The organism is Streptomyces sp. LMG1-1-1.1, assembly GCF_040815545.1.
Taxonomy (GTDB): Bacteria; Actinomycetota; Actinomycetes; order Streptomycetales; family Streptomycetaceae; genus Streptomyces.
On record NZ_JBFPNH010000063.1, the window covers coordinates 1 to 25,557 of the forward strand.

Annotated in this window: 22 protein-coding genes; 18 read left to right on the forward strand and 4 right to left on the reverse strand. The window is 74.0% G+C overall.

Features of this window, described 5'->3' with window-relative positions:
• Positions 1-180: 180 nt before the first annotated feature.
• Positions 181-1,047: a PaaX family transcriptional regulator C-terminal domain-containing protein gene (locus MRBLMG1_RS30840; protein WP_367827449.1), complete on the reverse strand. Its 867-nt coding sequence runs from the start codon at positions 1,045-1,047 to the stop codon at positions 181-183.
• Between the two features lie 157 nt (positions 1,048-1,204).
• Between MRBLMG1_RS30840 and MRBLMG1_RS30845 the strand changes: the two genes are divergently transcribed.
• The 5 genes from MRBLMG1_RS30845 (at position 1,205) to MRBLMG1_RS30865 (ending at position 7,034) form a co-directional block, all read left to right on the forward strand.
• Positions 1,205-2,116 (forward strand): SDR family NAD(P)-dependent oxidoreductase, encoded by a 912-nt coding sequence (locus MRBLMG1_RS30845; protein WP_367827450.1) that lies wholly within the window; start codon positions 1,205-1,207, stop codon positions 2,114-2,116.
• Positions 2,117-2,130: 14 nt separating this feature from the next.
• On the forward strand, positions 2,131-3,000 hold the full coding sequence (locus tag MRBLMG1_RS30850) for an amidohydrolase family protein (protein WP_367827469.1): 870 nt from the start codon (positions 2,131-2,133) through the stop codon (positions 2,998-3,000).
• Positions 3,001-3,011: 11 nt separating this feature from the next.
• A complete protein-coding gene (locus MRBLMG1_RS30855) occupies positions 3,012-4,532 on the forward strand; it encodes an acyl-CoA synthetase (RefSeq protein WP_367827451.1) in 1,521 nt (506 codons plus the stop codon).
• 40 nt (positions 4,533-4,572) lie between these two features.
• Positions 4,573-5,028, forward strand: coding sequence for a MaoC family dehydratase (locus MRBLMG1_RS30860; RefSeq protein WP_367827452.1), 456 nt, complete (start codon positions 4,573-4,575; stop codon positions 5,026-5,028).
• A 266-nt stretch (positions 5,029-5,294) separates the two neighbouring features.
• Positions 5,295-7,034, forward strand: coding sequence for an IclR family transcriptional regulator domain-containing protein (locus tag MRBLMG1_RS30865; RefSeq protein WP_367827453.1), 1,740 nt, complete (start codon positions 5,295-5,297; stop codon positions 7,032-7,034).
• An 82-nt stretch (positions 7,035-7,116) separates the two neighbouring features.
• On the opposite strand, the gene MRBLMG1_RS30870 is transcribed toward MRBLMG1_RS30865, so the two are convergent.
• Positions 7,117-7,827, reverse strand: coding sequence for a TetR/AcrR family transcriptional regulator (locus MRBLMG1_RS30870; RefSeq protein ID WP_367827454.1), 711 nt, complete (start codon positions 7,825-7,827; stop codon positions 7,117-7,119).
• Between the two features lie 168 nt (positions 7,828-7,995).
• Here MRBLMG1_RS30870 and MRBLMG1_RS30875 point away from each other — a divergent pair, with 168 nt between their 5' ends.
• Positions 7,996-9,630 carry an amidohydrolase gene (locus MRBLMG1_RS30875; RefSeq protein WP_367827455.1) on the forward strand — a complete coding sequence of 545 codons (1,635 nt, stop codon included), beginning with the start codon at positions 7,996-7,998 and terminating at the stop codon, positions 9,628-9,630.
• 7 nt (positions 9,631-9,637) lie between these two features.
• Here the strand turns inward: MRBLMG1_RS30875 and MRBLMG1_RS30880 are convergent, their stop codons facing one another.
• Positions 9,638-10,702, reverse strand: a complete 1,065-nt coding sequence (locus MRBLMG1_RS30880) for a LacI family DNA-binding transcriptional regulator (RefSeq protein ID WP_367827456.1) — start codon at positions 10,700-10,702, stop codon at positions 9,638-9,640.
• 141 nt (positions 10,703-10,843) lie between these two features.
• On the opposite strand from MRBLMG1_RS30880, the gene MRBLMG1_RS30885 reads away from it, so the two are divergent.
• Genes MRBLMG1_RS30885 through MRBLMG1_RS30905 form a run of 5 tightly spaced genes read left to right on the forward strand, consistent with a single transcriptional unit; the run spans position 10,844 to position 16,098 of the window.
• Positions 10,844-12,478: an ABC transporter substrate-binding protein gene (locus tag MRBLMG1_RS30885; RefSeq protein ID WP_367827457.1), complete on the forward strand. Its 1,635-nt coding sequence runs from the start codon at positions 10,844-10,846 to the stop codon at positions 12,476-12,478.
• Positions 12,475-13,428: an ABC transporter permease gene (locus MRBLMG1_RS30890; protein ID WP_367827458.1), complete on the forward strand. Its 954-nt coding sequence runs from the start codon at positions 12,475-12,477 to the stop codon at positions 13,426-13,428. The genes MRBLMG1_RS30885 and MRBLMG1_RS30890 overlap by 4 nt, the downstream gene beginning before the upstream one ends.
• Positions 13,425-14,294: an ABC transporter permease gene (locus MRBLMG1_RS30895; protein WP_367827459.1), complete on the forward strand. Its 870-nt coding sequence runs from the start codon at positions 13,425-13,427 to the stop codon at positions 14,292-14,294. The genes MRBLMG1_RS30890 and MRBLMG1_RS30895 overlap by 4 nt, the downstream gene beginning before the upstream one ends.
• A 5-nt stretch (positions 14,295-14,299) precedes the next feature.
• Positions 14,300-15,286: an ABC transporter ATP-binding protein gene (locus MRBLMG1_RS30900; RefSeq protein WP_367827460.1), complete on the forward strand. Its 987-nt coding sequence runs from the start codon at positions 14,300-14,302 to the stop codon at positions 15,284-15,286.
• The gene (locus MRBLMG1_RS30905) at positions 15,283-16,098 is read left to right on the forward strand and encodes an ABC transporter ATP-binding protein (RefSeq protein ID WP_367827461.1); all 816 of its coding nucleotides are present in this window, start codon (positions 15,283-15,285) and stop codon (positions 16,096-16,098) included. Before MRBLMG1_RS30900 ends, MRBLMG1_RS30905 begins: the two co-directional genes overlap by 4 nt.
• On the opposite strand, the gene MRBLMG1_RS30910 is transcribed toward MRBLMG1_RS30905, so the two are convergent.
• Entirely contained in the window at positions 16,083-17,897 is a 1,815-nt protein-coding gene (locus tag MRBLMG1_RS30910) for a dienelactone hydrolase family protein (protein WP_367827462.1), read from the reverse strand. The genes MRBLMG1_RS30905 and MRBLMG1_RS30910 overlap by 16 nt on opposite strands.
• 139 nt (positions 17,898-18,036) lie before the next feature.
• On the opposite strand from MRBLMG1_RS30910, the gene MRBLMG1_RS30915 reads away from it, so the two are divergent.
• The 7 genes from MRBLMG1_RS30915 to MRBLMG1_RS30945 form a co-directional block, all read left to right on the forward strand.
• Positions 18,037-18,975: a MerR family transcriptional regulator gene (locus MRBLMG1_RS30915; protein ID WP_367827463.1), complete on the forward strand. Its 939-nt coding sequence runs from the start codon at positions 18,037-18,039 to the stop codon at positions 18,973-18,975.
• A 167-nt stretch (positions 18,976-19,142) separates the two neighbouring features.
• Complete coding sequence (locus tag MRBLMG1_RS30920) at positions 19,143-19,910, forward strand: GntR family transcriptional regulator (RefSeq protein ID WP_367827464.1); 768 nt, start codon at positions 19,143-19,145, stop codon at positions 19,908-19,910.
• 40 nt (positions 19,911-19,950) lie between these two features.
• The gene (locus MRBLMG1_RS30925; RefSeq protein WP_015038198.1) at positions 19,951-20,178 is read left to right on the forward strand and encodes an indolepyruvate ferredoxin oxidoreductase subunit alpha; all 228 of its coding nucleotides are present in this window, start codon (positions 19,951-19,953) and stop codon (positions 20,176-20,178) included.
• A 14-nt stretch (positions 20,179-20,192) separates the two neighbouring features.
• Complete coding sequence (locus MRBLMG1_RS30930) at positions 20,193-21,551, forward strand: ABC transporter substrate-binding protein (RefSeq protein WP_367827465.1); 1,359 nt, start codon at positions 20,193-20,195, stop codon at positions 21,549-21,551.
• Positions 21,548-22,459 (forward strand): ABC transporter permease, encoded by a 912-nt coding sequence (locus MRBLMG1_RS30935; protein WP_367827466.1) that lies wholly within the window; start codon positions 21,548-21,550, stop codon positions 22,457-22,459. The genes MRBLMG1_RS30930 and MRBLMG1_RS30935 overlap by 4 nt, the downstream gene beginning before the upstream one ends.
• Entirely contained in the window at positions 22,456-23,274 is an 819-nt protein-coding gene (locus MRBLMG1_RS30940; protein ID WP_367827467.1) for an ABC transporter ATP-binding protein, read from the forward strand. The genes MRBLMG1_RS30935 and MRBLMG1_RS30940 overlap by 4 nt, the downstream gene beginning before the upstream one ends.
• A 68-nt stretch (positions 23,275-23,342) precedes the next feature.
• On the forward strand, positions 23,343-25,557 hold a 2,215-nt coding region (locus tag MRBLMG1_RS30945; protein ID WP_367827468.1), incomplete at its 3' end, for a fumarate reductase/succinate dehydrogenase flavoprotein subunit.

A 25,557-nucleotide genomic window follows, 5' to 3' on the forward strand; every position in this document is an offset into this window, starting at 1 on the left:
CCTGACTCTCTACCAGGCCCTGGGCCTCCTCCAACACCTCATCGCCACCTGGACCGGCACCTGCCCCACCTGCCAACAGACCGTCCCATGGCAGCCCTACGACACCACCTAACAAAGCACTACTAGGGCCTGGCGTCACACTCCCGTCGACGCCCGCAGGCGGGAGTGTGACGCCAGGCCCTAGGTCAGCGGGTCCCAGCGGTCGAGGATCTCGTCCGCGATCCGGCGGGCTCCCGGCTCGAAGCGCGCGGAGAGCTCGTGGAACAGCGCCTCGGCGCGCTCGGCGGGCCACTGCTCCGGAAGGTGCTCGGCGGGCAGGTGCGGGTCGCCGCGGACCACGTCGAGCCAGTCGGTGTGGAGCAGCAGCAGGCGGCCCAGGTCGTCGTGCGCCTCGGCGGGTGCGGGGCCGTCGCCCCAGCGGGCGAGGAAGGCGCGGTAGCCCTCGGCGATGGCGTCGACGTCGAAGGCGGCGCGGAGCAGGGGCCCTGCCTCGGTGGGGGCGGCGGCCTCGCCGTGAAAGGCCTTGATACGGTCCCCCAACCCGAGTTCCGCCGCGACGTGGGCGACGTCGACGCGGCCGGGCGCGACCCAGAGGCCGCTCTGGAGGGGGCCGAAGCCCGCCCAGACGAGCCGGGAGCGCAGGTCGTGGCGTTCGCGGCGCCAGGATTCGGGGAGCGAGAAGCCGACCAGGGTCCAGGTGCCGTCCCAGGCTCGGTTGACGGCGCCGGTGCGGCGGATCCGCTCCTCGCCGTCGGCGAGGACACCGGCGGCCCGGTCGGTGAGCGAGAAGTACATCCTGCGGCCCCGCCGGTGCCGTTCGAGCAGCCCCCGGCCGACCATGCGCGTGAGGGTCGAGCGGACGGCGTCCTCCCCCACGCCGACGCGGGCGAAGGCGTCGATGACGCTCGCCGAGGAGAGGGCGGTGCCGGTGCCGAGGACGTGGATGCCGAAGAAGCTCAGCATCAGGGACTGGGGGCGGGGCGGGGCGCCTCGGCCGGCCGTTTCGGGGTCGGCTTCGGACGGCTGCGCCGGGTCGGGTGCGATCACGGGGACAGCGTAGGCCCGGACTCCGCACCTCAGGAAGAATCTTCGGCAGTTTATTGACCGCAGGCAAGAATATGCCTAGCTTTGGCCTCGCCGGTGCGTGCTCCAGGCCGCGTCACCTTCGCGCCCCGCACCCGGCTCTCGGGAAGGACCCCCGCTCATGAATCCTGTGGATCTCGCCGGCAAGGTCGCCGTCGTCACCGGCAGCGGCCGCGGCCTCGGCCTCGCCTACGCCCGCTCGCTCGCCGCATCCGGCGCCGCCGTGGTGATCAACGACGTGGACGCCGAAGCCGCCGCCGAGGCCGTGCGCCTCATCACCGCCGACGGCGGCCGGGCCGTCGCCGAGGTGGTGCCGGTCGGCTCCACCGAGGCCGCCGAGGCACTCGTCGCCCGCGCCGTCGACAGCTACGGCCGGCTCGACGTCATGGTCACCAACGCCGGCGTCCTGCGGGACCGCGTGCTGTGGAAGATGACCGACGAGGACTTCGACACCGTCGTCGAGGTGCATCTGCGCGGCACCTTCACCTGCGTCCGCGCCGCCGTCGAGCGGATGCGCGCCCAGGGCGAGGGCGGCCGGATCGTGGTCGCGGGCTCCCCCGCCGGACAGCGCGGCAACTTCGGCCAGACCAACTACGCCGCCGCCAAGGCCGGCATCGCCGCCATGGTCCGCACCTGGGCCATGGAGCTCGCGAAGGCCGGCATCACCGCGAACGCCGTCATCCCGGTCGCCGCGACCGCGATGACCAAGACCATCCCCGTCTTCGCCCCGCACGTCGAGGCCCTGGAGAAGGACGGCATCGCGCTCCCCGACAGCCTGCGCAAGGGCGAGGGCTTCGGCACGGCCGAGGACGTCGCAGGACTGGTGACCTTCCTCGCCTCGGAGGCCGCCGCCGGCGTGACCGGCCAGTGCGTCGGCATCGGCGGTGACAAGCTCGCGCTCTGGTCGCATCCGCAGGAGGTGTCGGTGGCGTACGCGGACGGCGGCTGGAGCGCCGAGGCCATCGCCGCCGCCTGGCCGGTGACAGTCGGCCGCACCCCGGAGACCTTCGGCATCCCGGCGCCGCAGCTGTGAGCGGCCACGGCCCGATGGACGTGAACGCGCTCGTCGCCATCGACATGCACACCCACGCCGAGGTGTCCGAGAAGGGCGGGGCGTCGCTCTCCGCCGAGCTCGACGCCGCCGCCGGCGCGTACTTCAAGGCGGAGCACCGCCACCCGACGCTGCCGGAGATCGCGACGTACTACCGCGAGCGGCAGATGGCGTGCGTGGTCTTCACGGTGGACGCGGAGTCGGCGACCGGCACCCCTCCCGTGCCCAACGAGGAGATCGCCGAGGCCGCGCTGCGCAACCCCGACGTCATCATCCCGTTCGCCGGAGTCGACCCGTACAAGGGGAAGGCGGCGGTCCGTCAGATCAGGCGGCTCGTCGAGGAGTACGGGGTCAAGGGCTTCAAGTTCCATCCGAACATCCAGGCCTTCCACCCCAACGACCGCATGGCGTACCCGCTGTACGAGGCGATAGAGGAGGCCGGCGCCGTCGCGGTCTTCCACACCGGGCAGACGGGCATCGGCGCGGGCGCTCCCGGCGGCGGGGGCATCCGGCTGAAGTACTCCAACCCGATGGACGTGGACGACGTCGCCGCCGACTTCCCCGGGATGAGGATCGTCCTCGCCCACCCGTCCTTCCCGTGGCAGGACGAGGCACTCGCGGTGGCCACCCACAAGCCGCAGGTGTACATCGATCTGTCGGGCTGGTCGCCGAAGTACTTCCCGCCGCAGCTGGTCCGCTACGCCAACAGCCTCCTGCAGGACAAGGTGCTGTTCGGCTCCGACTTCCCGCTGCTCGCCCCCGACCGCTGGCTGGCCGACTTCGCGGAGCTCCCGATCAAGGACGAGGTCCGTCCGAAGATCCTCAAGGACAACGCGGCCCGGCTGCTCGGCCTCACCGGAAACTGAGGAATCACCCCATGCGCAACCAGGGCATCGGCTCGTGGCCCGCACGCCGCGACCGCAGGTCACCCCGGCGCACCGCCCTCCTGCACGAGGGCCGCGCGGTCGACTACGCCGAACTCCACGACCGCTGCACCCGGTTGGCCCACACCCTGCGGAGTGCCGGAGTCGAACGCGGCGACCGGGTGGCGTTCCTCGGCCCCAACCATCCGTCCTACCTGGAGACGCTCTTCGCGGCCGGCCTGCTGGGCGCGGTGTTCGTCCCGCTCAACACCCGGCTCGCCGTACCGGAGTTGCTCCACCAGCTGACCGACTCGGGCAGCAGCGTGCTCGTACACACGGGGCAGTCGCCCGAGCGGGTGACGGAACTGACGGCGGGATCCGACGTCGGCACCGTCCTCGCGGTGGACGGCGGCCCGGGAGCCCCGTACGAGGAACTGCTCGCGGCCGCGTCCACGGAGCCGGTCGACGAGGAGGTGGGGCACGACGACGTCTGCCTCATCATGTACACCTCGGGAACCACCGGCCGTTCCAAGGGCGCCGTCCTGACCCACGGCAACATCGTCTGGAACAGCCTCAACGTCCTCGTGGACACGGACCTCGCCGGCGACGAGGTGGCGCTGGTCGCCGCACCGCTCTTCCACACGGGCGCCCTCAACATGAGCTGCCTGCCGATCCTCCTGAAGGGCGGCACCGTCCTCCTGGAGTCCTCCTTCGACGCGGAGCGCACCCTGCGGCTCGTCGAACGGCACCGTGTGACCTACATGTTCGGCGTGCCGACGATGTTCGACGCGATGGCGGCGACCCCCGGATGGGCGGAGGCGGACCTGACCAGTCTGCGCACGCTGCTCTGCGGCGGCGCCCCGGTGCCGACCCGCACCGCCCACGCCTATCTGGACCGGGGCCTCGCCTTCGTCCAGGGGTACGGCATGACGGAGACCTCGCCGGGCGCCCTGATCCTGGATCGGGCCGACTCGCTGACCCACGCCGGTTCGGCGGGCGTGCCGCACTTCTTCACCGACGTACGGGTGCTGCTGCCCTCCGGCGAGGAGGCGGCGCCAGGCGAGAAGGGCGAGGTCGTCGTCGCCGGGCCGAACGTCACGCCGGGCTACTGGAACCTACCGGAGGCGACCGCCGCGGCCTTCCGCGACGGGGGGCGCTTCCGGTCCGGCGATGTGGCGGTCGTCGACGAGGACGGCTACGTGCGGCTCGTCGACCGCATCAAGGACATGATCATCTCGGGTGGGGAGAACATCTACCCGGTCGAGATCGAGGACGCCCTGCTCGGACACCCGGACGTCGCCGAGGCGGCCGTCATCGGCGTGCCCGACGCCCGGTGGGGCGAGGTGGGGCGCGCCGTCGTCGTGACCCGCGCGGGAGCGACCGTCACCGCCGAGGAGCTGATCGCCCACCTGGAGTCCCGGCTCGCCCGCTACAAGATCCCCAAGAGCGTCGTCCTCGCGCCGGACCTCCCCCGCAACGCCACCGGAAAGCTGCTCAAGGCCCCCATCCGGGCGCGCTACGGCAGCGACACCTGACATCCCCTCTCTCCCCTCTTTCTTTACGAGGAGTACTCCCATGGCTCTCACCGTCCACGGCATCGACGAGATCAAGGCCCAGGCCGGGGCCGACCTCGGCCACAGCTCCTGGGTCGAGATCGCCCAGCACCGCGTCGACACCTTCGCCGACGCCACCGACGACCACCAGTGGATCCACGTCGACGCCGAGCGCGCGGCGACCGGTCCCTTCGGCGGCACCATCGCCCACGGCTACCTCACCCTCTCCCTCCTCATCCCGATGTGGAGCGAGCTGCTCCGGGTCGAGGGTGTGTCGATGGCGGTCAACTACGGCCTGAACAAGGTGCGTTTCCCCTCTCCCGTGCGCGTCGGCTCCAAGATCCGCACGCACGGCCGCGTGGTGTCCGTCGAGGACGTCAAGGGCGGCGTCGAGGTCGTCGTGGACCTCACCGTGGAGATCGACGGCGTCGCCAAGCCGGCGTGCGTCGCGCAGGCGGTGTACCGCTTCTTCGCCTGACCTCCGCGTGTGCGGAAAGGGGGCGGCCGCGCACACGGCCGCCCCTTTTTCGCGCCCGCGTGCCCGGGTGCACACGTGCGGGGTGCCCGGGTGCCGGGGTGCACACGTGCGGGGTGCCCGGGTGCCGGGTACCCGCCTGCCCTGCGGACCCGTGCTCCGGGCCGGTAGCGGGTCCCGTCCCCACCGGGGGCCGCGTCGACGGCGGGGGTACGGTTTCCCCGCACCCCGCGCCCCCGCTCACCCCACCGCCCCGAGGAGTCCGGACGATGCCGCACCCCGCCGAGGCCGAGGGCGTACCCGGCGAGCTGGTCGGACCGCTGGAGCGCGGGCTCGCCGTGCTCCGGGTGATGGCCTCGGGGCCCGCCGTCCGCCACCGTCCCGGCGACCTCGCCCGGACGACCGGGCTGGCCCGCTCCACGGTCGACCGGGTCGCCACGACACTCGTCCGCCTCGGCGTCCTCAGGGCCGAGGGCCGCGACCTGCTCCTCGCCCCGGGCGCCGCCGAGCTCGGCAACGCCTATCTCGCCTCCTGCGGGCTCCCCGAACGCCTCGGCCCGCACGCCGACGCCCTCGCCGACGCGCTGGACGAATCGGTGTCGCTGGCCGTCCCCGACCGCGACGGCGTCCGCTTCGTCGCCCAGGCCACCCGCCGCCGCGCCATGGCGATCTCCTTCCGGCCCGGCGGCCTCCTGCCGGCCGAACGGTGCGCGCCCGGCGCCCTGTTCGCCGCCGACTGGGACGAGGACGACCTCGCGCGGTGGCGGACCCGTCGTGCCGCCGACCCGCTGGACACCGGCTTCCCTTCCGTGCCGGCCCGCCCGGCGGCCTCGCCCGCCGAGGTCGAGGCCGAGTTCCTCGACCGGGTACGGGAAGCCCGCGCGAGCGGCATGGCCGTGGACGACCAGACCATCGAACCGGGGCTGCTCGCCGTCGCCCTTCCCGTGCGGGGACCTGACGGTGCGGTGGTCTGCGCGGTCAGCGTCTTCAGCCACACCCGTCGGCACACCGCCCGGTCACTGGCGGAGCATGCCCTGCCGCCGCTCCGTCGCGCGGTCGCGGCGATGGAGGAGGCCCTGGCAGCGGCACCCACCGGTCCGGGGCCCGCATCACAGGCGGAGGGCGCCGCACCCACCGGTCCGGGGCCCGCACCGACCGCTCCGGGGCTCTCATCCGAAGCCGGCCCGGCCCTGGCCGTCACCGGGGCCGTACTCAAGGAGGAGCTCGGCTCGGGCTTCCTCCAGTCGCTCGCCCGAGGGCTCGACGTCCTGCGCGCGTTCGGGTCCGTGAGGGGGCCCGCGCGGCTCGCGGAGCTCGCCCGGTTGACCGGACTGCCCCGCGCGACCGCGCGCCGGTCGCTGATCACCCTGCGCCATCTGGGGTACGTACGGGAGGACTCCGGCGGTTTCGTCGTCCTGCCCCGGGTCCTGGAGCTGGGCTACGCCCGCCTTTCGGGGCTGAGCCTGCCGGAGATCGCGACCCCGCACCTGGTCGCCCTGGTGCTGCGGGTCCACGAGTCCGCGTCCGTGGCGGTCCTCGACGGCGACGACATCCGGTACGTCGCCCGGGTCGCGGGGACCCGGATCATGCACATCGACATCACGGTGGGCACCCGGCTGCCGGCGTACGCGACCTCGATGGGTCGCGTCCTGCTCGGGGACCTGCCGGCGGCGGAGCGCGCCGAGCGGCTCGGCCGGATCACGCCCGAGGCGCTGACGCCGCACACGGTGACGAGCCCCGAGGGGCTCGACGACGTGGTGGCGGCGACGGCCACGCGGGGCTACGGGTGGGTCGAACAGGAGTTGGAGGAGGGTCTGCGCTCCCTCGCGGTGGCCGTCACGGACGACACGGGCCGGGCGGTCGCCGCGGTCAACGTGGCCCTGCACGCGGGCCGGGCCACGCCCGGGGAGAGCCTGGCCGCCCTGCTGCCGCCGCTGCGGGAGACGGCAGCGCTGATCAGCGCCGACCTCGCCGCCGTGGGGCGCTTCTCCCGGGTGGCGACGGGCTGACGGTACGCCAGGGGGCGGGTTCGGACACGGAAGCCCGGTCCTGGCGGGGTCCCGGGAGCGAGAACGCCCGCCCCCGCGCCGTTCAGTCTTCGGCCCCCGCCGGTCGCAATGCCGCCACCGCGGCGAGCATCAGCTCCAGGGCGAAGGGGTATCCGCTGTCGCTCATGTCCGCGGCGAGCAGGGGGAAGGTCGCGGCGATGTGGGGGTGGGTCTCGGGCGACAGCCTGCCGTACACCGCGTGCCAGACCTCCTCGTCCTTCGCCCGGGCGGCGGGCGGCAGGGCGGTCGCGGCGGCGTCCTGGGCGGCGAAGGCGAGGGCCTGGTCGACGAAGGCGTGGTAGATGCGGACGGCGAGGTCGTCGGGGAAGCCGGCGGTACGGAGGATGCCGAGGATCCGCTCGACGGCCCGGGTCTCATGGGGGCGCCCTGTGGTGCGGTGCGCCGCGAGGGCCGCGGCTTGCGGGTTGTTCCGGTAGCAGGAGTTGATGCGCAGGCCCATCGCGCGGAGGTCGGTGCGCCAGTCGCCGGTCGCCGTCCAGCCCGCCTGCGCGCGGCCGATCATCTCGTCGGCGACGGCGAGGAGCAGGGCGTCGGTGTTGCGGAAGTAGCGGTAGAGGGCGGTGGGGTCGGCACCGAGCGCCGCACCCAGCCTCCGTACCGAGAGGGCCTCCGCGCCGTGCTGGGCGATCAGGCGCAGGGCGGTGTCGACGATGAGCCGTTCCGAGAGGACGGCGCCCTGTTTGGTGGGGCGGCGGCGCTGCCGACTGCCTTCGGGGACGACGCGTTCGGACATGGCCGGAACATTACGTCAACGTAGTTGACGTGTAAACGGCCGAGACCGATCGGCTTGCGGGGATGGCCGCCCCGCTTGGCCGGATCCTTACGTCAACACCATTGACGTGTGAACGGCCGCCCGCTTCCATGGCCCCCACCACACGTCATCCCATGTTCTGGAGCGCACATGAGCACGGCCGATCTGGTCTTCACCCGTGGTCCCGTCTTCACGGCGGACCCGGCTCGCACCCGGGCCACCTCGCTCGCCGTCGTCGGCGACCGGATCGCGGCCGTCGGCCACGACGAGGTACGGGACCTCATCGGCCCCGGCACGGAGGTCGTCGACCTGACGGGCAAGCTGCTGCTGCCGGGCTTCCAGGACGCCCACATCCACGCCGTCGGCGGCGGCAAGGAACTGGCCGAGTGCGATCTGACCGGCACGGTCGGCGTCGCGGAGTACCTGGAGCGGATACGCGAGTACGCGGACGCCCACCCGGAGCAGGCCTGGATCACCGGCGGCGGCTGGTCGATGGAGAGCTTCGACGGCGGGCTGCCCACCCGGCAGCTGCTCGACTCCGTCGTACCCGACCGGCCCGTCCTGCTGTCGAACCGCGACCACCACGGCGCCTGGGCCAACTCCCGGGCGCTGGAACTCGCGGGGCTCACCGCCGACACCCCCGACCCGGCCGACGGCCGGATCGAGCGGGAGCCGGACGGCACCCCCGGCGGCACGCTCCAGGAGGGCGCGATCGGTCTGGTGGGCCGCCTGGTGCCGCAGGCCACGCACGAGGACCGGCTCGCCGGCCTGCTGCGGGCCCAGAAGCTGCTGCACTCGCTCGGCATCACCGCCTGGCAGGACGCGCTGCTCGGCTCGTTCGGCGGCATGGCCGACCCGTCCGAGGCGTACATGGCCGCCGCGCTCGACGGCTCGCTGACCGCCCGGGTGACCGGCGCGCTCTGGTGGGACCGCGAGCGGGGCGCCGAGCAGATCCCCGAACTGGTCGCCCGGCGCGAGAAGTTGAACGCGGGCCGGTTCCGGGCCGGTTCGATCAAGATCATGCAGGACGGCATCGCGGAGAACTTCACCGCCGCGATGATCTCGCCCTACCTGGACGGCTGCGGCTGCGCCACCGGCAACAGCGGCCTGAGCTTCGTGGACCCCGTGGCGCTGCGCGGGTACGTGACCGAGCTCGACGCCCTCGACTTCCAGGTCCACTTCCACGCCCTGGGCGACCGCGGCGTCCGCGAGGCCCTGGACGCCCTGGAGGCCGCCGTCGCCGCCAACGGGCACCGCGGCAACCGCCACCACCTCGCCCACCTCCAGGTCGTCCACCCGGAGGACCTGCCCCGCTTCGCCACGCTCGGCGCCATCGCGAACATCCAGCCGCTGTGGGCCGCCCACGAGCCGCAGATGGACGAGCTGACCATCCCGTTCCTGGGGCCCGAGCGCGCCGCGTGGCAGTACCCGTTCGGCGACCTGGTGCGCGCCGGTGCCACCCTCGCTGCCGGCAGCGACTGGCCGGTCAGCAGCCCGAACCCGATCGAGGGCATCCACGTCGCCGTCAACCGCCGGGACCCGGAGGCCGCCGACGACCGCGTCTTCTACGCCGAGCAGCGCCTCGACCTCACCACCGCGCTCGCCGCCTACACCGCGGGCACCGCGCACGTGAACCGCCTCGACGACACGGGTACGCTGCGCGCCGGTCACCTCGCCGACCTCGTGGTCCTCGACCGCGACATCCTCACCCGCCCGCCGGAGGAGATCGCCGAGGCCCGGGTCGAGCGCACGTACGTGGGCGGCGAGCTCGTGTACGCGCGCTGAGGTGCCGCTACTCGCTCGGCCCGGGGCGGACGGAGGAGGCCCGGACGTCGAGACGCGTCGCCACGAGCGTCCCGGCGGGTTCCCGGCGGCCGTGCTCCAGCACCGCGACGAGGTGCTCGACGCCGGCCTCCGCGACCGCCTCCGGCCGCAGGCTGAGGGTGGTCACCGGCGGATCGGTGTACGGGGCCGTGGTGTCCTCGCTGACCAGGACGACCAGCAGGTCGTCAGGGACCGCGTAGCCGTGCCGGCGCGCCGCGGCGAGGACCAGCGGCGGACTCGCCTCCGCGACGACGAGCAGGGCGTCCGGCCGTTCTTCCCCCTCGGGTACGCCGAGGGCGGTCTCGACGGCCTCGACCACCGGCCCGTTCCCGGTCTCCGCGACGCGCACGGTCAGCTCCGGCAGGCCGTGTGCGGCGCACCAGGCCCGGTGGGCGGTCTCGACCTCGACGTGGAAGCGGGTGGCGATGTCCGGCACCACGAGCACGGGTCGCCGGGCCCCCTGTTCCCATAGGTGGTCCAGGGCTTCGCGGACGGCCCCTTCGGCGTCGACGTCCACCCAGGAGGCCCCGGGGCGCCCCTCCACGGAGCGGTCGCTGAAGACGGGGATTCCGGCGGCCAGGAGGTCCTCGATGACGGGGTCTCCGGCCACCGGGTCGGCGACGACCACCGCGTCGAGCGGCAGGTCGGCCCACTCGCTCTGCAGGGTGCCGGCCGGCAGCAGCACCACGGCGTAGCCGCGGAGCAGCGAGGTCGCCGCGGTGGCGCCGGTCAGCCGGGCGAAGTAGGGCGACTCCAGATAGGTCCACAACGCGTCGGGGAGGCCTCCCACCACGTATCCGATCAGCCGGGCCCGTCCCGCGCGCAGGTGGCGCGCGGTGGCGTTGGGCCGGTAGCCCATTCTGCGCGCGGTCTCGCGGGCCCTCTCCCGCACCTCGGGGGAGAGTCTGCCGGTGCCGTTGAGCGCCGCCGAGACGGTCGTCTTGGACAGGCCCGCCTCGCGCGCCACGTCGACGAGGCGGACGCGCGGGACGGGCGGCGAGTGCTGCCCGCCGTGCCGTGAAGCTTCGGTCATGGGGTGATGGTGCCACCCTCGTGACCTCTGCAAAACCGTTCCCGCAAAGTCACCTGCAGGTCTTGTGCGGGAACGTTCCCGCACCAATACTCGCTCCATCCCCCCGAGCCCGTCACTACACCCGTAAAGGGGTGGGTCACCATGCGCATGCCCAGAGCCATCGCGCTTCTCGCCTGTACCGCCGCGCTCGCGGCCACCACCGCCGCCTGCTCCGGCGCCACCAAGCCGCCCGTCTCCGCCGGCGGCACGGACTTCAAGGTGACCCCGCTGTCGCCGCCCGCCCAGGGCCCGCTGGACTCGTTCACCTGGTCCCTGTACGCCGAGCCGTACACGCTCGACTACGCCCTCGCCTACGACTACCCGCCGAACACGGTGCTGGCCAACGTCTGCGAGCAGCTGCTGCGGGTCACGCCCGACCTGAAGATCGAGCCCGGCCTCGCCGTGAAGTGGGCGCAGCCCGACCCCCGCACCCTCGTCTACACCCTGCGCCCCGGGGTGAAGTTCCACGACGGCACCACCATGACCGCCGACGACGTGGTCGCCTCCCTGAAGCGCCAGATGGCCCCCGAGACCGGGTCGCCCTGGGGCTCCTCCTTCAAGAACGTCGACGCGATCGAGAAGACCGGCCCGCTGGAGGTGACGATCCGCCTCGGCAAGGACGACATCCTCTTCCAGGAGATGATGGCCGCCTCCCCCGGCACCGTCGTCAGCGCCGCCTCCCTCGCCCAGGGCAAGGACTACGGCACCCCCAAGGGCAAGCTGAACTGCACCGGCCCCTTCGCCCTCGACACCTGGGCCCAGGGCGACAGCATCACGCTCAAGAAGCACGCCGCCTACTGGGACCCGAAGCTCGCGGCCAAGTCCGAGAAGGTGAAGTTCACCTTCATCGAGGACGCGGCGGCCCGCTCCAACGCCTTCCTCTCCGGCTCCGCCGACGGCGGCTACATGGTCCCCTCGTCCTCCTTCGCCCAGCTGCGCTCCAGCAGCAAGGGCTCGCTGCTCTTCGGCCCCAACACCGCCGGATCGAACCTCGCGGTCCTCGACTTCCACGGCGCGCTCGGCGACCTGAAGGTCCGCAAGGCCCTGTCGATGGCCCTCGACCGGAAGAACATCATCAAGGCCGCGGCCGGCGGCGTCGGCGTCCCCGCGAAGGCCCCCGCCGCGCGCGGCGCCTGGGCGCTGGCCCCGGAGAAGACCGCCGCGCTCTTCGACACGCTGCCCGAGCCCGCGTACGACGTCGAGGCCGCGAAGAAGCTCGTCCAGGAGGCCGGCGCGACCGGCCGGACCGTCACCGTGGCCACCAGCTCGATGGCGCCCGAGATCAGCGTCGTCGCCAACGCCGTCCAGGCCGCCGGCCGCCAGATCGGCCTCGACGTCAAGCTGAAGCCCGTCTCCCCCGACGCGTACAGCAGCATCTTCGTCGACCCGAACGCGCGTACCGGCCTCGACCTGGTCATCACCAACGGCTACGACAACACGCCCGACCCGCTGGAGTTCTACCAGTACCTGCGCACCGGCGACTTCGGCAACTACGGCAACTGGTCCAACGCGGAGTTCGACGTCGCCTTCGACCGGGCCAACTCCGAGCCCGACGCCGGCAAGCGCGCCGAGCTGACCGCGAGGCTCCAGAAGATCGCGCTCGACGAGCTGCCCGTCATCCCCGTGTACGAGGCCCCCTTCTCGGTCTTCCTCGGCAAGCGGATCACCGGCGCCCCGACCGGCGTCGTCCAGCTGTACTACCCGTGGGCCGCGACGATCGGGGCCGCGAAGCGATGACGCGCTACCTCGTCGGACGGTTCCTCGGCCTGGCGGCGGTGCTGTTCGTGACCTCGCTCGTCGTCTTCGGCTCCGTCCACCTGGCCCCCGGCGACCCGGTGTCGTTCCTGCTGCACGGCCGCCCCGCGACCCCCGAGGCCGTGGCGGCCCTGCGGGCGGAGCACCACCTCGACGACCCGCTGGCCACGCAGTACCTGAAGTGGCTCGGCGGGGTGCTGAGCGGCGACTTCGGCCGCTCGGCGCAGTACCACCAGGACGTGTCCGCGCTCATCGGCTCCCGGCTCACCGGCACCGCCCTGCTCGTCGGCTACGCCGCCGTCCTGGTCGCCGTGCTCGGGGTGACGGCCGGCATCCTCGCCGCGCTGCGCCCCGGGCTCCCGGACCGGGTGGTGCTCATCGGCACCGGCGTCGCCACCGCCACGCCCTCGTTCGTGACGGCCATCGCGCTCGTGTCGCTGTTCTCCGTCCAGCTCGGCTGGTTCCCCGGACCCGGCGGCGGCACGGCGGTCGGCCTCGCCGACCGGCTCTACCAGCTGACCCTGCCGGCCTTCGCCCTGGCGCTGTCCTTCGCGGGACTCCTCGCCCGGGTCACCCGCTCCGCGATGCTCGACGAACTCGACCGCGACCACGTCGAGGTGGCGCGGGCCCGGGGCGTCGCCGGCCCGGCCGTGGTCCGCCGGCACGTGCTGCGCAACGCGCTCGGCCCCGTCGTCACCGTCGGCGGCACCATGCTCGCCGGCCTCCTGATCAGCACCTCGATCGTCGAGACCGCGTTCGACGTCCCCGGACTCGGGTCGCTGCTCGTGCAGTCGGTCACGGCGAAGGACTTCGCCGTCGTCCAGGCGATCACGCTCCTGAGCGTGGCGGCCTTCGTCCTCGTCAACCTCGCGGTCGACCTGCTCGCCCCGCTCATCGACCCCCGTCTCTCCCTCGGGGAAGGCTCCTCATGACCACCACCACCTCCACGGTGCCGTACCGCAGGCCGGGGCTCCGCGCCCTGCGCCTGTTCGGCCAGGGACCGCTCTTCGCGGTCTCGGTCGCGGTGCTCGCCGCGCTCGTCCTGGTCGCCCTCCTCGCGCCCGTCATCGCCCCGTACGACCCCGAGGCGCTCGACCTGTCCGCGAGCCTGGCCGGCACCACCGGCGACCATCTGCTCGGCACCGACCAGTCGGGCCGCGACATCCTGTCCCGGCTGCTCCACGGCGCCCGCACCGGCCTCCTCGGGCCGCTGCTCGTCGTCGGCGTCTCCACCCTGCTCGGCACCCTCCTCGGAGTGGTGGCGGCCTGGCGGGGCGGCTGGGCGGACACCGTCCTGTCCCGGTCCATGGACCTCGTCTTCGCGATCCCCGGCCTGCTGCTCGCGATCCTGCTCGTGTCGGTCGTCGGCTCCGGCCTGACCGCCCCGGTGATCGCCATGTCCGTCGCGTACACCCCGTACGTGGGCCGCCTCGTGCGCGGCATCGCGCGCCAGGAGAAGGCCCGGCCGTACATCGAGGCCTACCGGGTGCAGGGCTGGTCCGGCTGGACCGTCTGCGTACGCCACCTGCTGCCCAACATCGCGCCGACGGTCTTCGCCCAGTCGGCGATGAACTTCGGGTACGCGCTGATGGACCTGGCGGCGCTGTCCTTCCTCGGCTTCGGCGTGCAGCCGCCCGCCGCCGACTGGGGCGCCATGATCAACGAAGGACAGGCGGCCGTCCTCCAGGGGGCCATGCTGCCGGCCCTCGCGCCCTCCGCGTGCATCGTGCTCGCCGTGGTGGCGTTCGGCATCGTCGGCGAGGGGCTCGCCGACCGGATCGCGAAGCGGGAACGGTGAACGGCATGCGCGCACAGACGGGTGGGGCGCCGGTCCTGGAGATCGACGGGCTCGACGTCCGCCTCGCCGGCGACCGGGCCGCCCGGCCGATCCTCGACGGGGTGAGCCTCACGGTACGGCCCGGGGAGACCGTCGGCCTCGTCGGCGAGTCCGGCTCGGGCAAGTCCGTGGCCTGCCGCAGCGTCCTCGGACTGCTGCCCGCCGGCGCCCGGACCACCGGCCGGGTCATGGTCTCCGGGCGGGACGTCCTCACCATGAACCGCGCCGAACTGACCACACTGCGGGCCCGGCGGGTGTCGATGGTCTTCCAGGACCCCCGCGCCTCCGTCAACCCGCTGCGCCGCGTCGGCGACTTCCTCACCGAGGGACTGCGGGCCGCCGGAACCCCGGCCGCCCGGGCCACCGAGCGCGCCGAGGAACTCCTCGCGGCGGTCGGCATCCGCGACCCGCGGGGCGCCCTGCGCCGCCATCCGCACCAGTTCTCCGGCGGCATGCTCCAGCGGGTCGTCATCGCCGCGGCCCTGGCGAGCGAGCCGGACCTGCTCGTCGCCGACGAGCCGACCACGGCCCTCGACGTCACCACGCAGGCCGAGATCATCTCGATCCTCGCCCGGCTGCGGGCGGAACGCGGCACCGGCATGCTCTTCGTCACCCACGACCTCGAACTGGCCGCGACGGTCTGCGACCGCGTGTACGTGATGTACGCCGGCCGGATCGTCGAGACCCGGTCCACCGACGAACTGTTCGACCGCCCCCGCCACCCGTACACGGCGGGCCTGCTCGCCTGCACCCCGAGCATCGCGCCCGGCGCGCCGGCTCCCCGGCCCATCCCGGGCCGCCCCGTCTCCCTCGCCGAGGCGCCGCCCGGCTGCGCCTTCGCCGCCCGCTGCGCCCACGCCGTGCCGCGCTGCCACGAGGAGAAACCCCGGCTCGCGGCGGACGCCGTAGGGTCGGCCGCCTGCCACCGCGCCGACGAAGGGATCTCGCTGTGACCGTCACGACCAAGGAGGGCCTGGTCGTCGAAGGCCTTCGCAAGCGGTACGGCGACCACACCGCCGTGGACGACGTCTCGTTCACCCTGGCACCCGGCTCCTCGCTCGCCATCGTCGGCGAGTCCGGCAGCGGCAAGACGACGACGGTCCGGATGCTGGTGGGCCTCGAACGCCCCGACGGCGGTACGGTGCGGCTCGACGGCCGGGACCGTTCGGCCCTGCCCCGGGGCCGCGCCGAACGCCTCGCCCGCGCCCGCGAGATCCAGATGGTCTTCCAGGACCCGTACCTCTCCCTCGACCCCCGCATCACCGTCTCGGGCTGCCTCGACGAGGTCCTGCGCCTCCACAGTCCGCTGGACGCGCCCGCCCGGCGCACCCGCGTCACCGAGCTCCTCGACCAGGTCGGCCTGGGCGCACGCGAAGCCGAAGCCCTCCCCCGGGGACTCTCCGGCGGCCAGCGCCAACGCGTCGCCATCGCCCGCGCCCTCGCCGTGGAACCGAGGGTCCTCGTCCTGGACGAGGCCGTCGCCGCACTCGACGTCTCCATCCAGGCGCAGATCGTCGAACTCCTCCGCTCGATACGCGAGGAATCCGGCGTCGGCTACCTCTTCGTCACCCACGACCTCGCGGTCGTCCGCCACATCGCGGACGAGGTCCTCGTCCTCAAGTCCGGCGCCGTCGTCGAGTCGGGCCCCGCCGACCGCGTCCTCGGCGAGCCCCGACACGCCTACACCCGGCTCCTCCTGGACTCCGTTCCCCGCCGGGGCCGGCGCCCCGGCGGAGACATGACGGAGGCTCACCTGCCTGGCTGAGCCGTCCCGCCGTCGACGACGTCGTCCCCCGTCACGATCCCGGACCCGGTCCCCGTCCCCGCCCCCAGGCGGTCGAGGACAGCGTCCATCGCACGCGCCACGGCCGCCCGGGAGTCGTCGGTGGGGTCGACGAGTTCGAAGCCGTGGCGTCCCTCCAGCACGTCGACGACCTCCACGTCCGCCCCGCTCCTCCCGGCGGCGTCCAGGAACTCCCTGACCGTCGCCGCGATGACCGGGTGTTCCCGCCCCGCCCTGGTCAGCACCACCGGCGGCCCGCCCGCCGTGCCCACGGCCTCGACGGGGCGGAAGCGCGGCTCCACCGCCTCCCAGCCGGGCAGCGGCGCGAGGGCGGGGTAACTCAGCGCCACACACCGCAGCCACGGCTCCGGCGCGGCCAGCCAATCCGCCGCCAGCAACCCGCCGGTGGAGAAGAACCAGAGCCCGATCCGCTCCCCGTCGACCCGCGGATCCGCCCGGACCCGCTCGACGGCCTCCGCCAGGTCCTCCGCCGCGATCGGGCAGTCGCCGATGCCGTGCAGCCGGTGGTCCAAGGTCACCCCGACCACGCCCCGACTCGCCGCGTAGCGGCCGTACCCCAGGAAGAACGGGGTGTCACGCGGGGTCGGCCGCTGGCCGGCCGCGACGGGCCCGCCGTGAACGAAGACCACGGCGGGCAGGGGGCGGCGGCCCCGGGCCGGGAGGTCTCCGTCGCCGGCCGGGAGGTCTCCGTCGTCGGCCGGGAGGTCTCCGTCGTCGGCCGGGACGTACCTGGTGTCGGCCAGGACGTTCACGGTGCCGGCGGCCGGTGCGTCCCCGTCGTCCACCGGGACATGTCCCGCGCCGGCCGGCCCGTGCCCCTCGTCCGCCGGGAAGTCCCCGGTGTCCGCCGGGAAGTGGAGGTCGATACGTCCCCGTCGCTCGCGCGGCACCTCGGGAAGGTCCATGAGGAAGGGCAGCAGGTGTGACGGCTGCGCGTGAGCTCCCTCGGGCGCGGTCACCCGGTGCCCCTCGCCCGCCGCCGCGCGGAGCAGCACGTCGGCCAGTTCGCCCGGTGCGGAGAGCATCGGCCAGTGGCCGGTGGCGAGTTCGAAGAACCGCACCCGGTCGTCGGCGAGCGCCCGGAACTGCGGCGGCCCCGATGCGACCAGCATCTCCACCATGGCGATGTCGGACCCGTTCGCCGTGCACAGCACGCCGGTGACCGGCAGCGCGGCGACCGCGCCGGTCAGGCGGAGCGGCTGGGTGAGGGTGGCGGCCGGCTGCGGCACGGCGAGCCGCTCCAGGCGTTCCAGCGCGTCGGCGGGAATCCCCTCCGTACTGCCCCACCGCCGCCAGCTCCCACGCGTCGGCGGCGGCACCGGCCCGCGAGCCCCTGCCCGGCCCCCGTCACCGTCGTCGCCGACGGCCCCGTCGCCCGTCCCGTACCCCAGGCGCTCCCTCACCTCCGGATCGGGTACGGATCCCACGGCCGGCCGCCCGTCCTCCGGAAGTCCCGTGTCCACGGCCACGATCCGGACCACCCGCTCCGGCCGGCGGTCGGCGGCCCCGAACACCGGGTGGAGTGCGTAGCCGTGGCCGACGAGCACCACCTCCCGCGCGTCGACGCCGTCGATCAACCCGACCAGGTCCTCGACGTGCGTCTCCAGTCCCGTCGCGGGCCCCGCCTCCCCCTTCCGCTCCCCCATCCCCGTCAGCGTCACGGGATACGGCTCCGCTCCCGCCGCCCGGAGCCGGGCCGCGGTCTCCTCCCACACCCAGCCCCCGGTGAACGGACCGGACACCAGCACGAACGCGGTCATGGGGCGTCTCCTCGCTGCTCCTCGGCGATCTTCCGCCCGCCACGCTAGGAACTCCCCCGGGGGGAGATTCAAGCCGCGCGGCACAATGAGCTTGCTCGTACGGGTGGATGGCCCCGATTCCCTTGCGGAGGTGCGCGTCGTGTCGTCGGACGGTCTGTGGAGCATCGGGGAGCTGGCGCGGCGCGCGGGGGTGACGGTGAAGACCGTGCGGTTCTACTCCGAGCGGGGGTTGCTGCCGGAGGCGGGGCGGAGTTCGGGCGGGCACCGTCGGTACGGGGCCGAGGCGCTGGAGAGGGTGCGACTGATCCGGTCCCTGCGCGGACTCGACGTGCCGCTGTCCGCGGTGGAGCGGGTGGTGCCCGAGGCGGCGGGCGTACGCGAGGACGCGCTGGAGGAGGTCGTCGCCGGCGAGTTGCGGCGGGTGGGGGTCCGACTCGCCGAGTTGCGTTGGCGTGAGGCGTCGCTGCGGCTGGTCAGGGACTGCACCGCGGTCGAGCGTGCCGAGCGGTTACGGCTGATCGGGGCCGTGGCCGTGCCGCCGGACACGGATGCGATGGCCCGGTTCTGGCGTCGGATCCTGCCGGTGCGGCTGCCGGGGCGGGTGGTGTCGCTGGTCGTCGACGCGGTGGTGCCGCGACCGCCGCGGGACCCGAGCCCGGAGCAGGTGCTGGCGTTCGCGCGGCTGCACGCGTTGGTGACGGATCCGCGGCTCGACCTGGCGGAGTTCAGGCCGGCGCCGCCGCTGCCGGACGGGGAGTACCGGCCGGCCGTGCTGTACGAGGGGCTGGCGGAGGCGTACGCGCTGGCCGCGGCGGAGACGGGGGCGGGGCGGGGGCCGCAGGGCGGTGGGGCGCTGGACTGCTTCGTCGCGGCCTACGCGGACGCGCGGGGCGTGGCGGACGGCGCGGCGTTCCGGCGCCGGCTCGTCGGGTGGCTCGCCGTGCACGACGGGCCGGTGATCGGCCGGTACTGGAAGCTCGCGGCGGGTCTGTTCGCGCCGGAGGAGCCGGTGCTCGGGGTCCTGCACCACCAGTTGTCCGTCGCCTTGCGGGCGCAGGTCGGGGCGGGGACGGGCTGAGGCTTCCCACATGGTGGGCCCGCGGGCGTCCACGTGGTGGGCGCCCGGGTGGCGGATCTTTCCGCGGGTGGGCAGTCGTCGCAGGTCAGGGGCGTACGGGCGGAGTGTCAGGTGGCGCAATACTGCCGCAACACCACCGGGGCCGGTCGCCCGCTACGTTCCGTCCCATGCCCGCCGAATCCGCCTCCGCAGCCCGCCCCGTCGCCGCAGCCCGCCGTCTGCGGCTGCGGGCCGACCGGGCGCGGCAGCTCGCCGACCTGCTGCGCCACCAGATCCTGGCGGGCCGGTTCCCGGGCGGGGTGCTTCCGCTGGAGGACGCCATCGCCGCCGACTACCGGGCCAGTCGCAACACCGTGCGGCAGGCGCTGGACCTGCTGCGCGGCGAGCGGCTGGTCGAACGGCGGGCCGGGGTCGGCACGGTGGTGGTCTGCGAGAAGTTCCCGCACGGTCTCGACCGGCTCCAGGGCCTCGCGGAGACCCTGCACGAGCACGGGCGGGTCACCAACGAGGTCCGGACCGTCGGGCCGGTGGCCGCGTCCGGGCCGGTGGCGCACCGGCTCGGCCTGCCCGAGCACACGGACGTGCTGTGTGTGGAGCGGTTGCGGCGGCTGAACGGGCTGCCGCTGTCGCTCGACCTGTCGTACCTGCCGATGGACGTCGGCGGCGAACTCCTCGGCTGCGACCTGGAGAACACGGATGTGTTCCGGCTCCTGGAGCAGCTGACCGGCGGGCCGCTCGGGCACGCCGAGATCACCCTGGAGGCGGTGAACGCCGACGCGCACTCGGCCGCCGTGCTCCAGGCTCCGCGCGGCGCCGCGGTCCTGATGCTGGAGCGGCTGACCCATCTGCCCGACGGGCGCCCGGTGGACCTGGAGTTCATCCGGTTCCGCGGTGACCGCATCACCATGAGCGGCCTGCTGCACCGCTCCCTCTGACCCCTCCGACCTTTCCCGTACCCCCTTCCTGGAGACAGCCATGCCTCTGGTCCCCCAGCGCGCCGACGTGCCCGTGACCATCGACGAGTCGAAGTGCATCGACGGCTGCACGCTGTGCGTCGACATGTGTCCGCTCGACTCGCTCGCGATCCGCGAGGCCGACGGCAAGGCGTACATGCACGTGGACGAGTGCTGGTACTGCGGCCCCTGCGCGGCCCGCTGTCCGACCGGCGCGGTGACCGTCAACATGCCCTACCTGCTCCGGTGAAAGGCCCCCGTCCCATGAAGTCCCGAAGAGTCGCCCTGGCGCTCCCCCTGGCCCTGTTCCTGCCGCTCGCCACCGCCTGCGGCGACGGCTCCGACGGAGCGGCCGGCTCGTCCGGCTCGTCCGGCGGCAAGACGGTCACGGTGACCGTCGGCTACCAGTCGAAGACCATCAACACCGTCACCGCCGGCACCCTGCTGCGCTCCCTCGGCTACTTCGAGCAGGAGCTCGCCGCCGCCGGGAAGAAGGACGGCCGCACCTACCGGGTGGTGTGGCAGGACTACGCGACCGGCGCCCCGATCACCGCGCAGATGACCGCGGGGAAGATCGACATCGGTTCGATGGGCGACTTCCCGCTGCTCATCAACGCGGCGCGCGGAAAGCAGCTCAAGGAGCCCACGCGGCTCGTCGCGGTCACCGGCTACAACCTGCGGGGCGGTCTCAACACCGTGGTCACCGCGCCCGGTTCGCCGCTGCGCTCGCTCGCGGACCTGAAGGGCCGCAAGGTGTCCACCAGTGTGGGCTCGGCGGCCGACGGCACGCTGGTGCGGGCCCTGCGACGGGCCGGTCTCGACCCGGCGAAGGACATCGGGAAGCTCAACCAGCAGCCGAGCGTCGGTGCTTCGGCGCTGGCCGCGGGCAGTGTCGACGCGCTGTCGCAGTTCGTCGCCTGGCCGGGCCTGCTCGCCTTCCAGGGGCGGGCGACGGCCCTGTACGACGGGGCCGAACTGAATCTGCCGACCTTCCACGGGGTCACCGTCCGTGAGGAGTTCGCGAAGGAGCGGCCCGGAGTCCTCGACGCGTTCCTGCGGGCGCAGCGGCGGGCCACGGACGAGCTGCGCGCCCGGCCGGTCGCCGCCGCCGAGTCGGTGGCGAAGGAGACGGGGCTTCCGGCGGAGGTGGTCTACCTCTACAACGGCGCCCAGGGCATCGCCACGTTCGACCCGGAGCTCCGCCCGGAGCTGATCGCCGCGCTCAAGGAGGACGTGCCGGTCCTGAAGGAGGCCGGCCTGGTGAAGGACGTCGACGTCGACGCCTTCGTCGACACCGCTCCCCTGCGCCGGGCCGCGCCGGGGGCCGCGTACCCACGGGCCGCCGCGGCCAAGCCCGAACTGTGGCTGCGGGGGCAGGGCTCGACCCGGTCGTTCGACAGCCCCGGCGCGCTCCTGAAGGCCGTCAGGGGAGCCGACGTGCGGGCCGCGTACGTGCCGGACGCGGTGACCGGGACGCTCTGGTTCGCGGACCGGGCGGTGTGGGTCGCGGACGGCGGCACGTGGCGCGCCTTCGTGACGCGGGCGGCGGCGGAGCGGTACGTCTCCGGGCACGCCGGCTCCCGGACCGTCGCGTACGCGGACGCCGTGCGGCTCGCCTCATGAGCGGCGGGCTTCCCGGTGGCCCCTCCGGAGGGACGGGCGCGGTCCGGCGCCTGGTCCGGGTGGCGTCCCTCGCCGGGGCGCTGGGGCTGTGGCAGCTGCTGACGGCGTTCGACGTCGAACTGTGGCTGCGGTTCGAGCAGTTCCCGACCGTCGTCGAGGTGGCCTCCGCCTTCGCCGACCGCGTCGGCACGGAGGCGTACTGGCAGGACCTCGGCCACAGTCTGCGCCGGATCGCGGTCGGCTTCCTCCTCGCCGCCGTCCTGGGGGTGGCGGCCGGCACGGCCGTCGCCCGGTCCCGGTGGGCGGCCGACCTGCTGGGCCCGCTGGTGGAGGTGGTGCGGCCGGTGCCGGCGATCGCCCTGGTGCCGGTGGCGATCCTGCTGCTGCCCACCAACGAGCAGGGCATCGTCTTCATCACCTGCGCCGCCGCGCTCTTCCCCGTCCTGGTGTCGACCCGGCACGCGGTGCGGGCCCTGAGCCCGGTGTGGGAGGAGGCGGTGCTCACCATGGGCGGCGGCCGGGGCCGGGTGCTCTTCTCGGTGGTGCTGCCGGGCGCCCTGCCGGGGATCTTCGGCGGTCTGTCCGTGGGCATCGGCGTCTCGTGGATCTGTGTGATCTCGGCGGAGATGATCTCCGGCGAGTACGGGGTGGGCTACCGCACCTGGCAGGACTACACGGTCGTCGACTACCCGGGGGTGTTCGTCGGCATGGCCACCATCGGCGCCCTCGGCTGGCTCACCTCCACCGCCGTGGAGTCGCTCGGCCGCCGGGTCACCGCCTGGCTGCCGCGCCCGGCCGACCGGCTCCCGGCAGGGCCCGCCCGCGTGGCGGCCGCCCCCGCGCCCGCCGTCGCCCCTCGCTCCCCCGCCGTCCGCGCCACCGCACCCGAGAAGGAGCCGGTCCGATGAGCACCGTGAGCCCGTCCGCGTCAGCCGCCACCTCCGCGACGCCGTCCGGGTCCGCCGGTCCGCCCGCGTCGGCCGCGCCCGCCTCGTCCTCACCGGCGGGAGCGGAACTCTCCCTGCACGGCGTACGGCTCGGCCGTCCCGGCGCGGCGCCCGTGGCGGGGCCCGCCGGGCTGCGGATCGCGCCCGGCGAACTCGTCACGGTGGTCGGCCCGTCCGGCTGCGGGAAGACGACGCTGCTGCGCACCCTCGCCGGGCTGCTGCCGCCGCTGGAGGGCCGGGTCACGCAGGACGGCGAGCCGATCCGCCGGCCCGGCGCCGACCGGGCGCTGGTCTTCCAGCACGACGCGCTGCTGCCGTGGCGGTCGGTCCGTGCCAACGTCGAGCTGCCCCTCGCGATCCGCCGGGTCCCGCGGGCCGAGCGGCGCAGCTCGGCGCGGGAGTGGCTGGAGCGGGTCGGGCTCGCCGAACACGCGCTCAAACTGCCGCACCAGCTGTCCGGCGGGCAGCGGCAGCGGGTGCAGCTGGCCCGCGCGCTGGCCGGGCGGCCCCGTGCCGTCCTGATGGACGAACCGTTCGGCGCGCTGGACGCGCACACCCGCGCCGGGATGCAGGACCTCCTCGTGGAGATCCTCCGGGGCACGGGCGCGACCGTCGTGTTCGTCACCCATGACGTCGACGAGGCCGTCCACCTGGGCGACCGGGTCGTCCTCTTCGCGACGGGCGAGGTCCTCGACGTACCGCGACCGCGGGTCCGGGACGCGCGCGACGACCCCGCGACGGCGGCCCTGCGCCGCCGAGTCCTCGACTCCCTCTGAGAGCACCGCTCTCCTCCCCCGTCGGCTTCCGCTCTCCGGCCTCCGACGGCCGCTTCGAAAGGCACCCCGTGGAGACCCTCCTCACCGTCCCCGACCTCGCCGACGCGACCGAGCTCTCCTGCGACGTGCTCGTCGTCGGCGGTGGCACCGCCGGCACGATGGCCGCGCTGACCGCCGCCGAGCGCGGGGCGAACGTCCTGCTCCTGGAGAAGGCGCACGTCCGGCACTCCGGCGCCCTGGCCATGGGCATGGACGGCGTCAACAACGCGGTCGTGCCCGGCCGGGCCGAACCGGACGACTACGTCGCCGAGATCACCCGCGCCAACGACGGCCTCGTGGACCAGTCGACCGTCCGGCAGACGGCGACCCGCGGCTTCGCGATGGTGCAGCGGCTCGAGTCGTACGGGGTGAAGTTCGAGAAGGACGAGCACGGCGAGTACGCGGTCCGGCAGGTGCACCGCTCCGGCTCGTACGTGCTGCCCATGCCGGAGGGCAAGGACGTCAAGAAGGTCCTCTACCGGCAGCTGCGGCGGCGCGAGATGCGGGAGCGGATCCGGATCGAGAACCGTGTCATGCCGGTCCGCGTCCTGACCCACCCGGAGGACGGCCGGGCCGTCGGCGTGGCCGGCTTCCACACCCGTACGGGCGAGTTCGTCGTCGTCAGGGCCGGAGCGGTCATCCTGGCCACCGGCGCCTGCGGACGGCTCGGCCTGCCCGCCTCCGGCTATCTGTACGGCACGTACGAGAACCCGACCAACGCCGGTGACGGGTACGCCATGGCGTACCACGCGGGTGCGGCGCTGACCGGGATCGAGTGCTTCCAGATCAACCCGCTGATCAAGGACTACAACGGGCCGGCCTGCGCCTACGTGGCCAACCCGTTCGGCGGCTACCAGGTGAACCGGCACGGCGAGCGGTTCGTCGAGTCGGACTACTGGTCGGGGCAGATGATGGCCGAGTTCGCCGCCGAACTCGCCTCGGACCGGGGTCCGGTCTACCTCAAGCTGAGCCATCTGCCGGAGGAGACCATCGGCGCGGTCGAGTCGATCCTGCACACCACCGAGCGGCCCACCCGGGGCACCTTCCACGAGAACCGCGGGCACGACTACCGCACCCACGACATCGAGATGCACATCTCCGAGATCGGCCTGTGCGGCGGCCACTCCGCGTCGGGGGTGCGGGTGGACTCCCACGCCCGCACCACCGTGCCCCGGCTGTACGCGGCCGGCGACCTGGCCTCCGTACCGCACAACTACATGATCGGCGCGTTCGTCTTCGGCGACCTCGCGGGCGAGGACGCGTCCCGGTACCGGGCGTACGAAGGGGAGTTGGACCGGGCGCAGCTCACGGCGGCCCACGAGCTCGTCTACCGGCCGCTGCGCCACCCCGACGGCCCGCCGCAGCCGCAGGTGGAGTTCAAGCTGCGCAGGTTCGTGAACGACTACGTGTCGCCGCCCAAGACCGGCGCCCGGCTGTCCCTGGCCGTCGAGGCGTTCACCCGGATGACGGAGGAGATCGCCGGGATGGGCGCGCGGAACCCGCACGAGCTCATGCGGTGCGCCGAGGTGTCGTTCATCCGCGACTGCGCCGAGATGGCGGCGCGGGCCTCGCTGGCCAGGACCGAGTCCCGCTGGGGGCTGTACCACGAGCGGCTCGACCATCCGGAGCGGGACGACACCGGCTGGCTGCACCACCTAGACCTGCGCAAGTCCCCTTCCGGGGCGATGGAGTTCACCACCCGCCCGGTCGAGCCGTACGTGGTCCCGGTGCCGGAGTTCGCCCCGCCGGGCGGCCCCGAGCGGCACATCGGCGAGGTGGCACTCGTGCCGGTCGCCACGGCCGGCCCCCGGAACGCCGCCCCGGCGGCCCGCGCGACGGACACCCCGGGCACGCCGGCCACGGAGCCGACCGGTGAGGTCCCCACGGCCACGGCCGCGGACGCGGACGCGCCTGGCGCGGGGCTCTCCGGCGCGGGAGAGGCGACCGCAGGCGTGCCAGGCTCGGGAGATACGGGTCCGGTCGACGCGGGCGGAGGTGGGCGGGCCGCCGGCGACGCGACCCCGGCCGGGGCGCCGCACCCCCGGCTGCTGCGGCTGCTGTCGCTCGTCGAGGAATCCCCCGATCTGGAGGCGCTCGGCCCGTACCTGGCCGACCCCGATCCGGCGGTCCGGGCCGCCGCCGTCACCGCCCTCGGCGAGACCGCGCCGGCCGGAACGGGGCCCGCGCTGGCCGCGCGGCTGCGCGACGGGTCGCCGCGGGTCCGGGCGGCGGGCGCGGCCGCCC

Coding starts and splice junctions, on each gene's coding strand:
- MRBLMG1_RS30845 (WP_367827450.1), top strand. CDS start 1,205: ATGAATCCTGTGGATCTCGCCGGCAAGGTCGCCGTCGTCACCGGCAGC.
- MRBLMG1_RS30850 (WP_367827469.1), top strand. CDS start 2,131: ATGGACGTGAACGCGCTCGTCGCCATCGACATGCACACCCACGCCGAG.
- MRBLMG1_RS30855 (WP_367827451.1), top strand. CDS start 3,012: ATGCGCAACCAGGGCATCGGCTCGTGGCCCGCACGCCGCGACCGCAGG.
- MRBLMG1_RS30860 (WP_367827452.1), top strand. CDS start 4,573: ATGGCTCTCACCGTCCACGGCATCGACGAGATCAAGGCCCAGGCCGGG.
- MRBLMG1_RS30865 (WP_367827453.1), top strand. CDS start 5,295: ATGCCGCACCCCGCCGAGGCCGAGGGCGTACCCGGCGAGCTGGTCGGA.
- MRBLMG1_RS30870 (WP_367827454.1), bottom strand. CDS start 7,827: ATGTCCGAACGCGTCGTCCCCGAAGGCAGTCGGCAGCGCCGCCGCCCC.
- MRBLMG1_RS30875 (WP_367827455.1), top strand. CDS start 7,996: ATGAGCACGGCCGATCTGGTCTTCACCCGTGGTCCCGTCTTCACGGCG.
- MRBLMG1_RS30880 (WP_367827456.1), bottom strand. CDS start 10,702: ATGACCGAAGCTTCACGGCACGGCGGGCAGCACTCGCCGCCCGTCCCG.
- MRBLMG1_RS30885 (WP_367827457.1), top strand. CDS start 10,844: ATGCGCATGCCCAGAGCCATCGCGCTTCTCGCCTGTACCGCCGCGCTC.
- MRBLMG1_RS30890 (WP_367827458.1), top strand. CDS start 12,475: ATGACGCGCTACCTCGTCGGACGGTTCCTCGGCCTGGCGGCGGTGCTG.
- MRBLMG1_RS30895 (WP_367827459.1), top strand. CDS start 13,425: ATGACCACCACCACCTCCACGGTGCCGTACCGCAGGCCGGGGCTCCGC.
- MRBLMG1_RS30900 (WP_367827460.1), top strand. CDS start 14,300: ATGCGCGCACAGACGGGTGGGGCGCCGGTCCTGGAGATCGACGGGCTC.
- MRBLMG1_RS30910 (WP_367827462.1), bottom strand. CDS start 17,897: ATGACCGCGTTCGTGCTGGTGTCCGGTCCGTTCACCGGGGGCTGGGTG.
- MRBLMG1_RS30920 (WP_367827464.1), top strand. CDS start 19,143: ATGCCCGCCGAATCCGCCTCCGCAGCCCGCCCCGTCGCCGCAGCCCGC.
- MRBLMG1_RS30925 (WP_015038198.1), top strand. CDS start 19,951: ATGCCTCTGGTCCCCCAGCGCGCCGACGTGCCCGTGACCATCGACGAG.
- MRBLMG1_RS30930 (WP_367827465.1), top strand. CDS start 20,193: ATGAAGTCCCGAAGAGTCGCCCTGGCGCTCCCCCTGGCCCTGTTCCTG.
- MRBLMG1_RS30935 (WP_367827466.1), top strand. CDS start 21,548: ATGAGCGGCGGGCTTCCCGGTGGCCCCTCCGGAGGGACGGGCGCGGTC.
- MRBLMG1_RS30940 (WP_367827467.1), top strand. CDS start 22,456: ATGAGCACCGTGAGCCCGTCCGCGTCAGCCGCCACCTCCGCGACGCCG.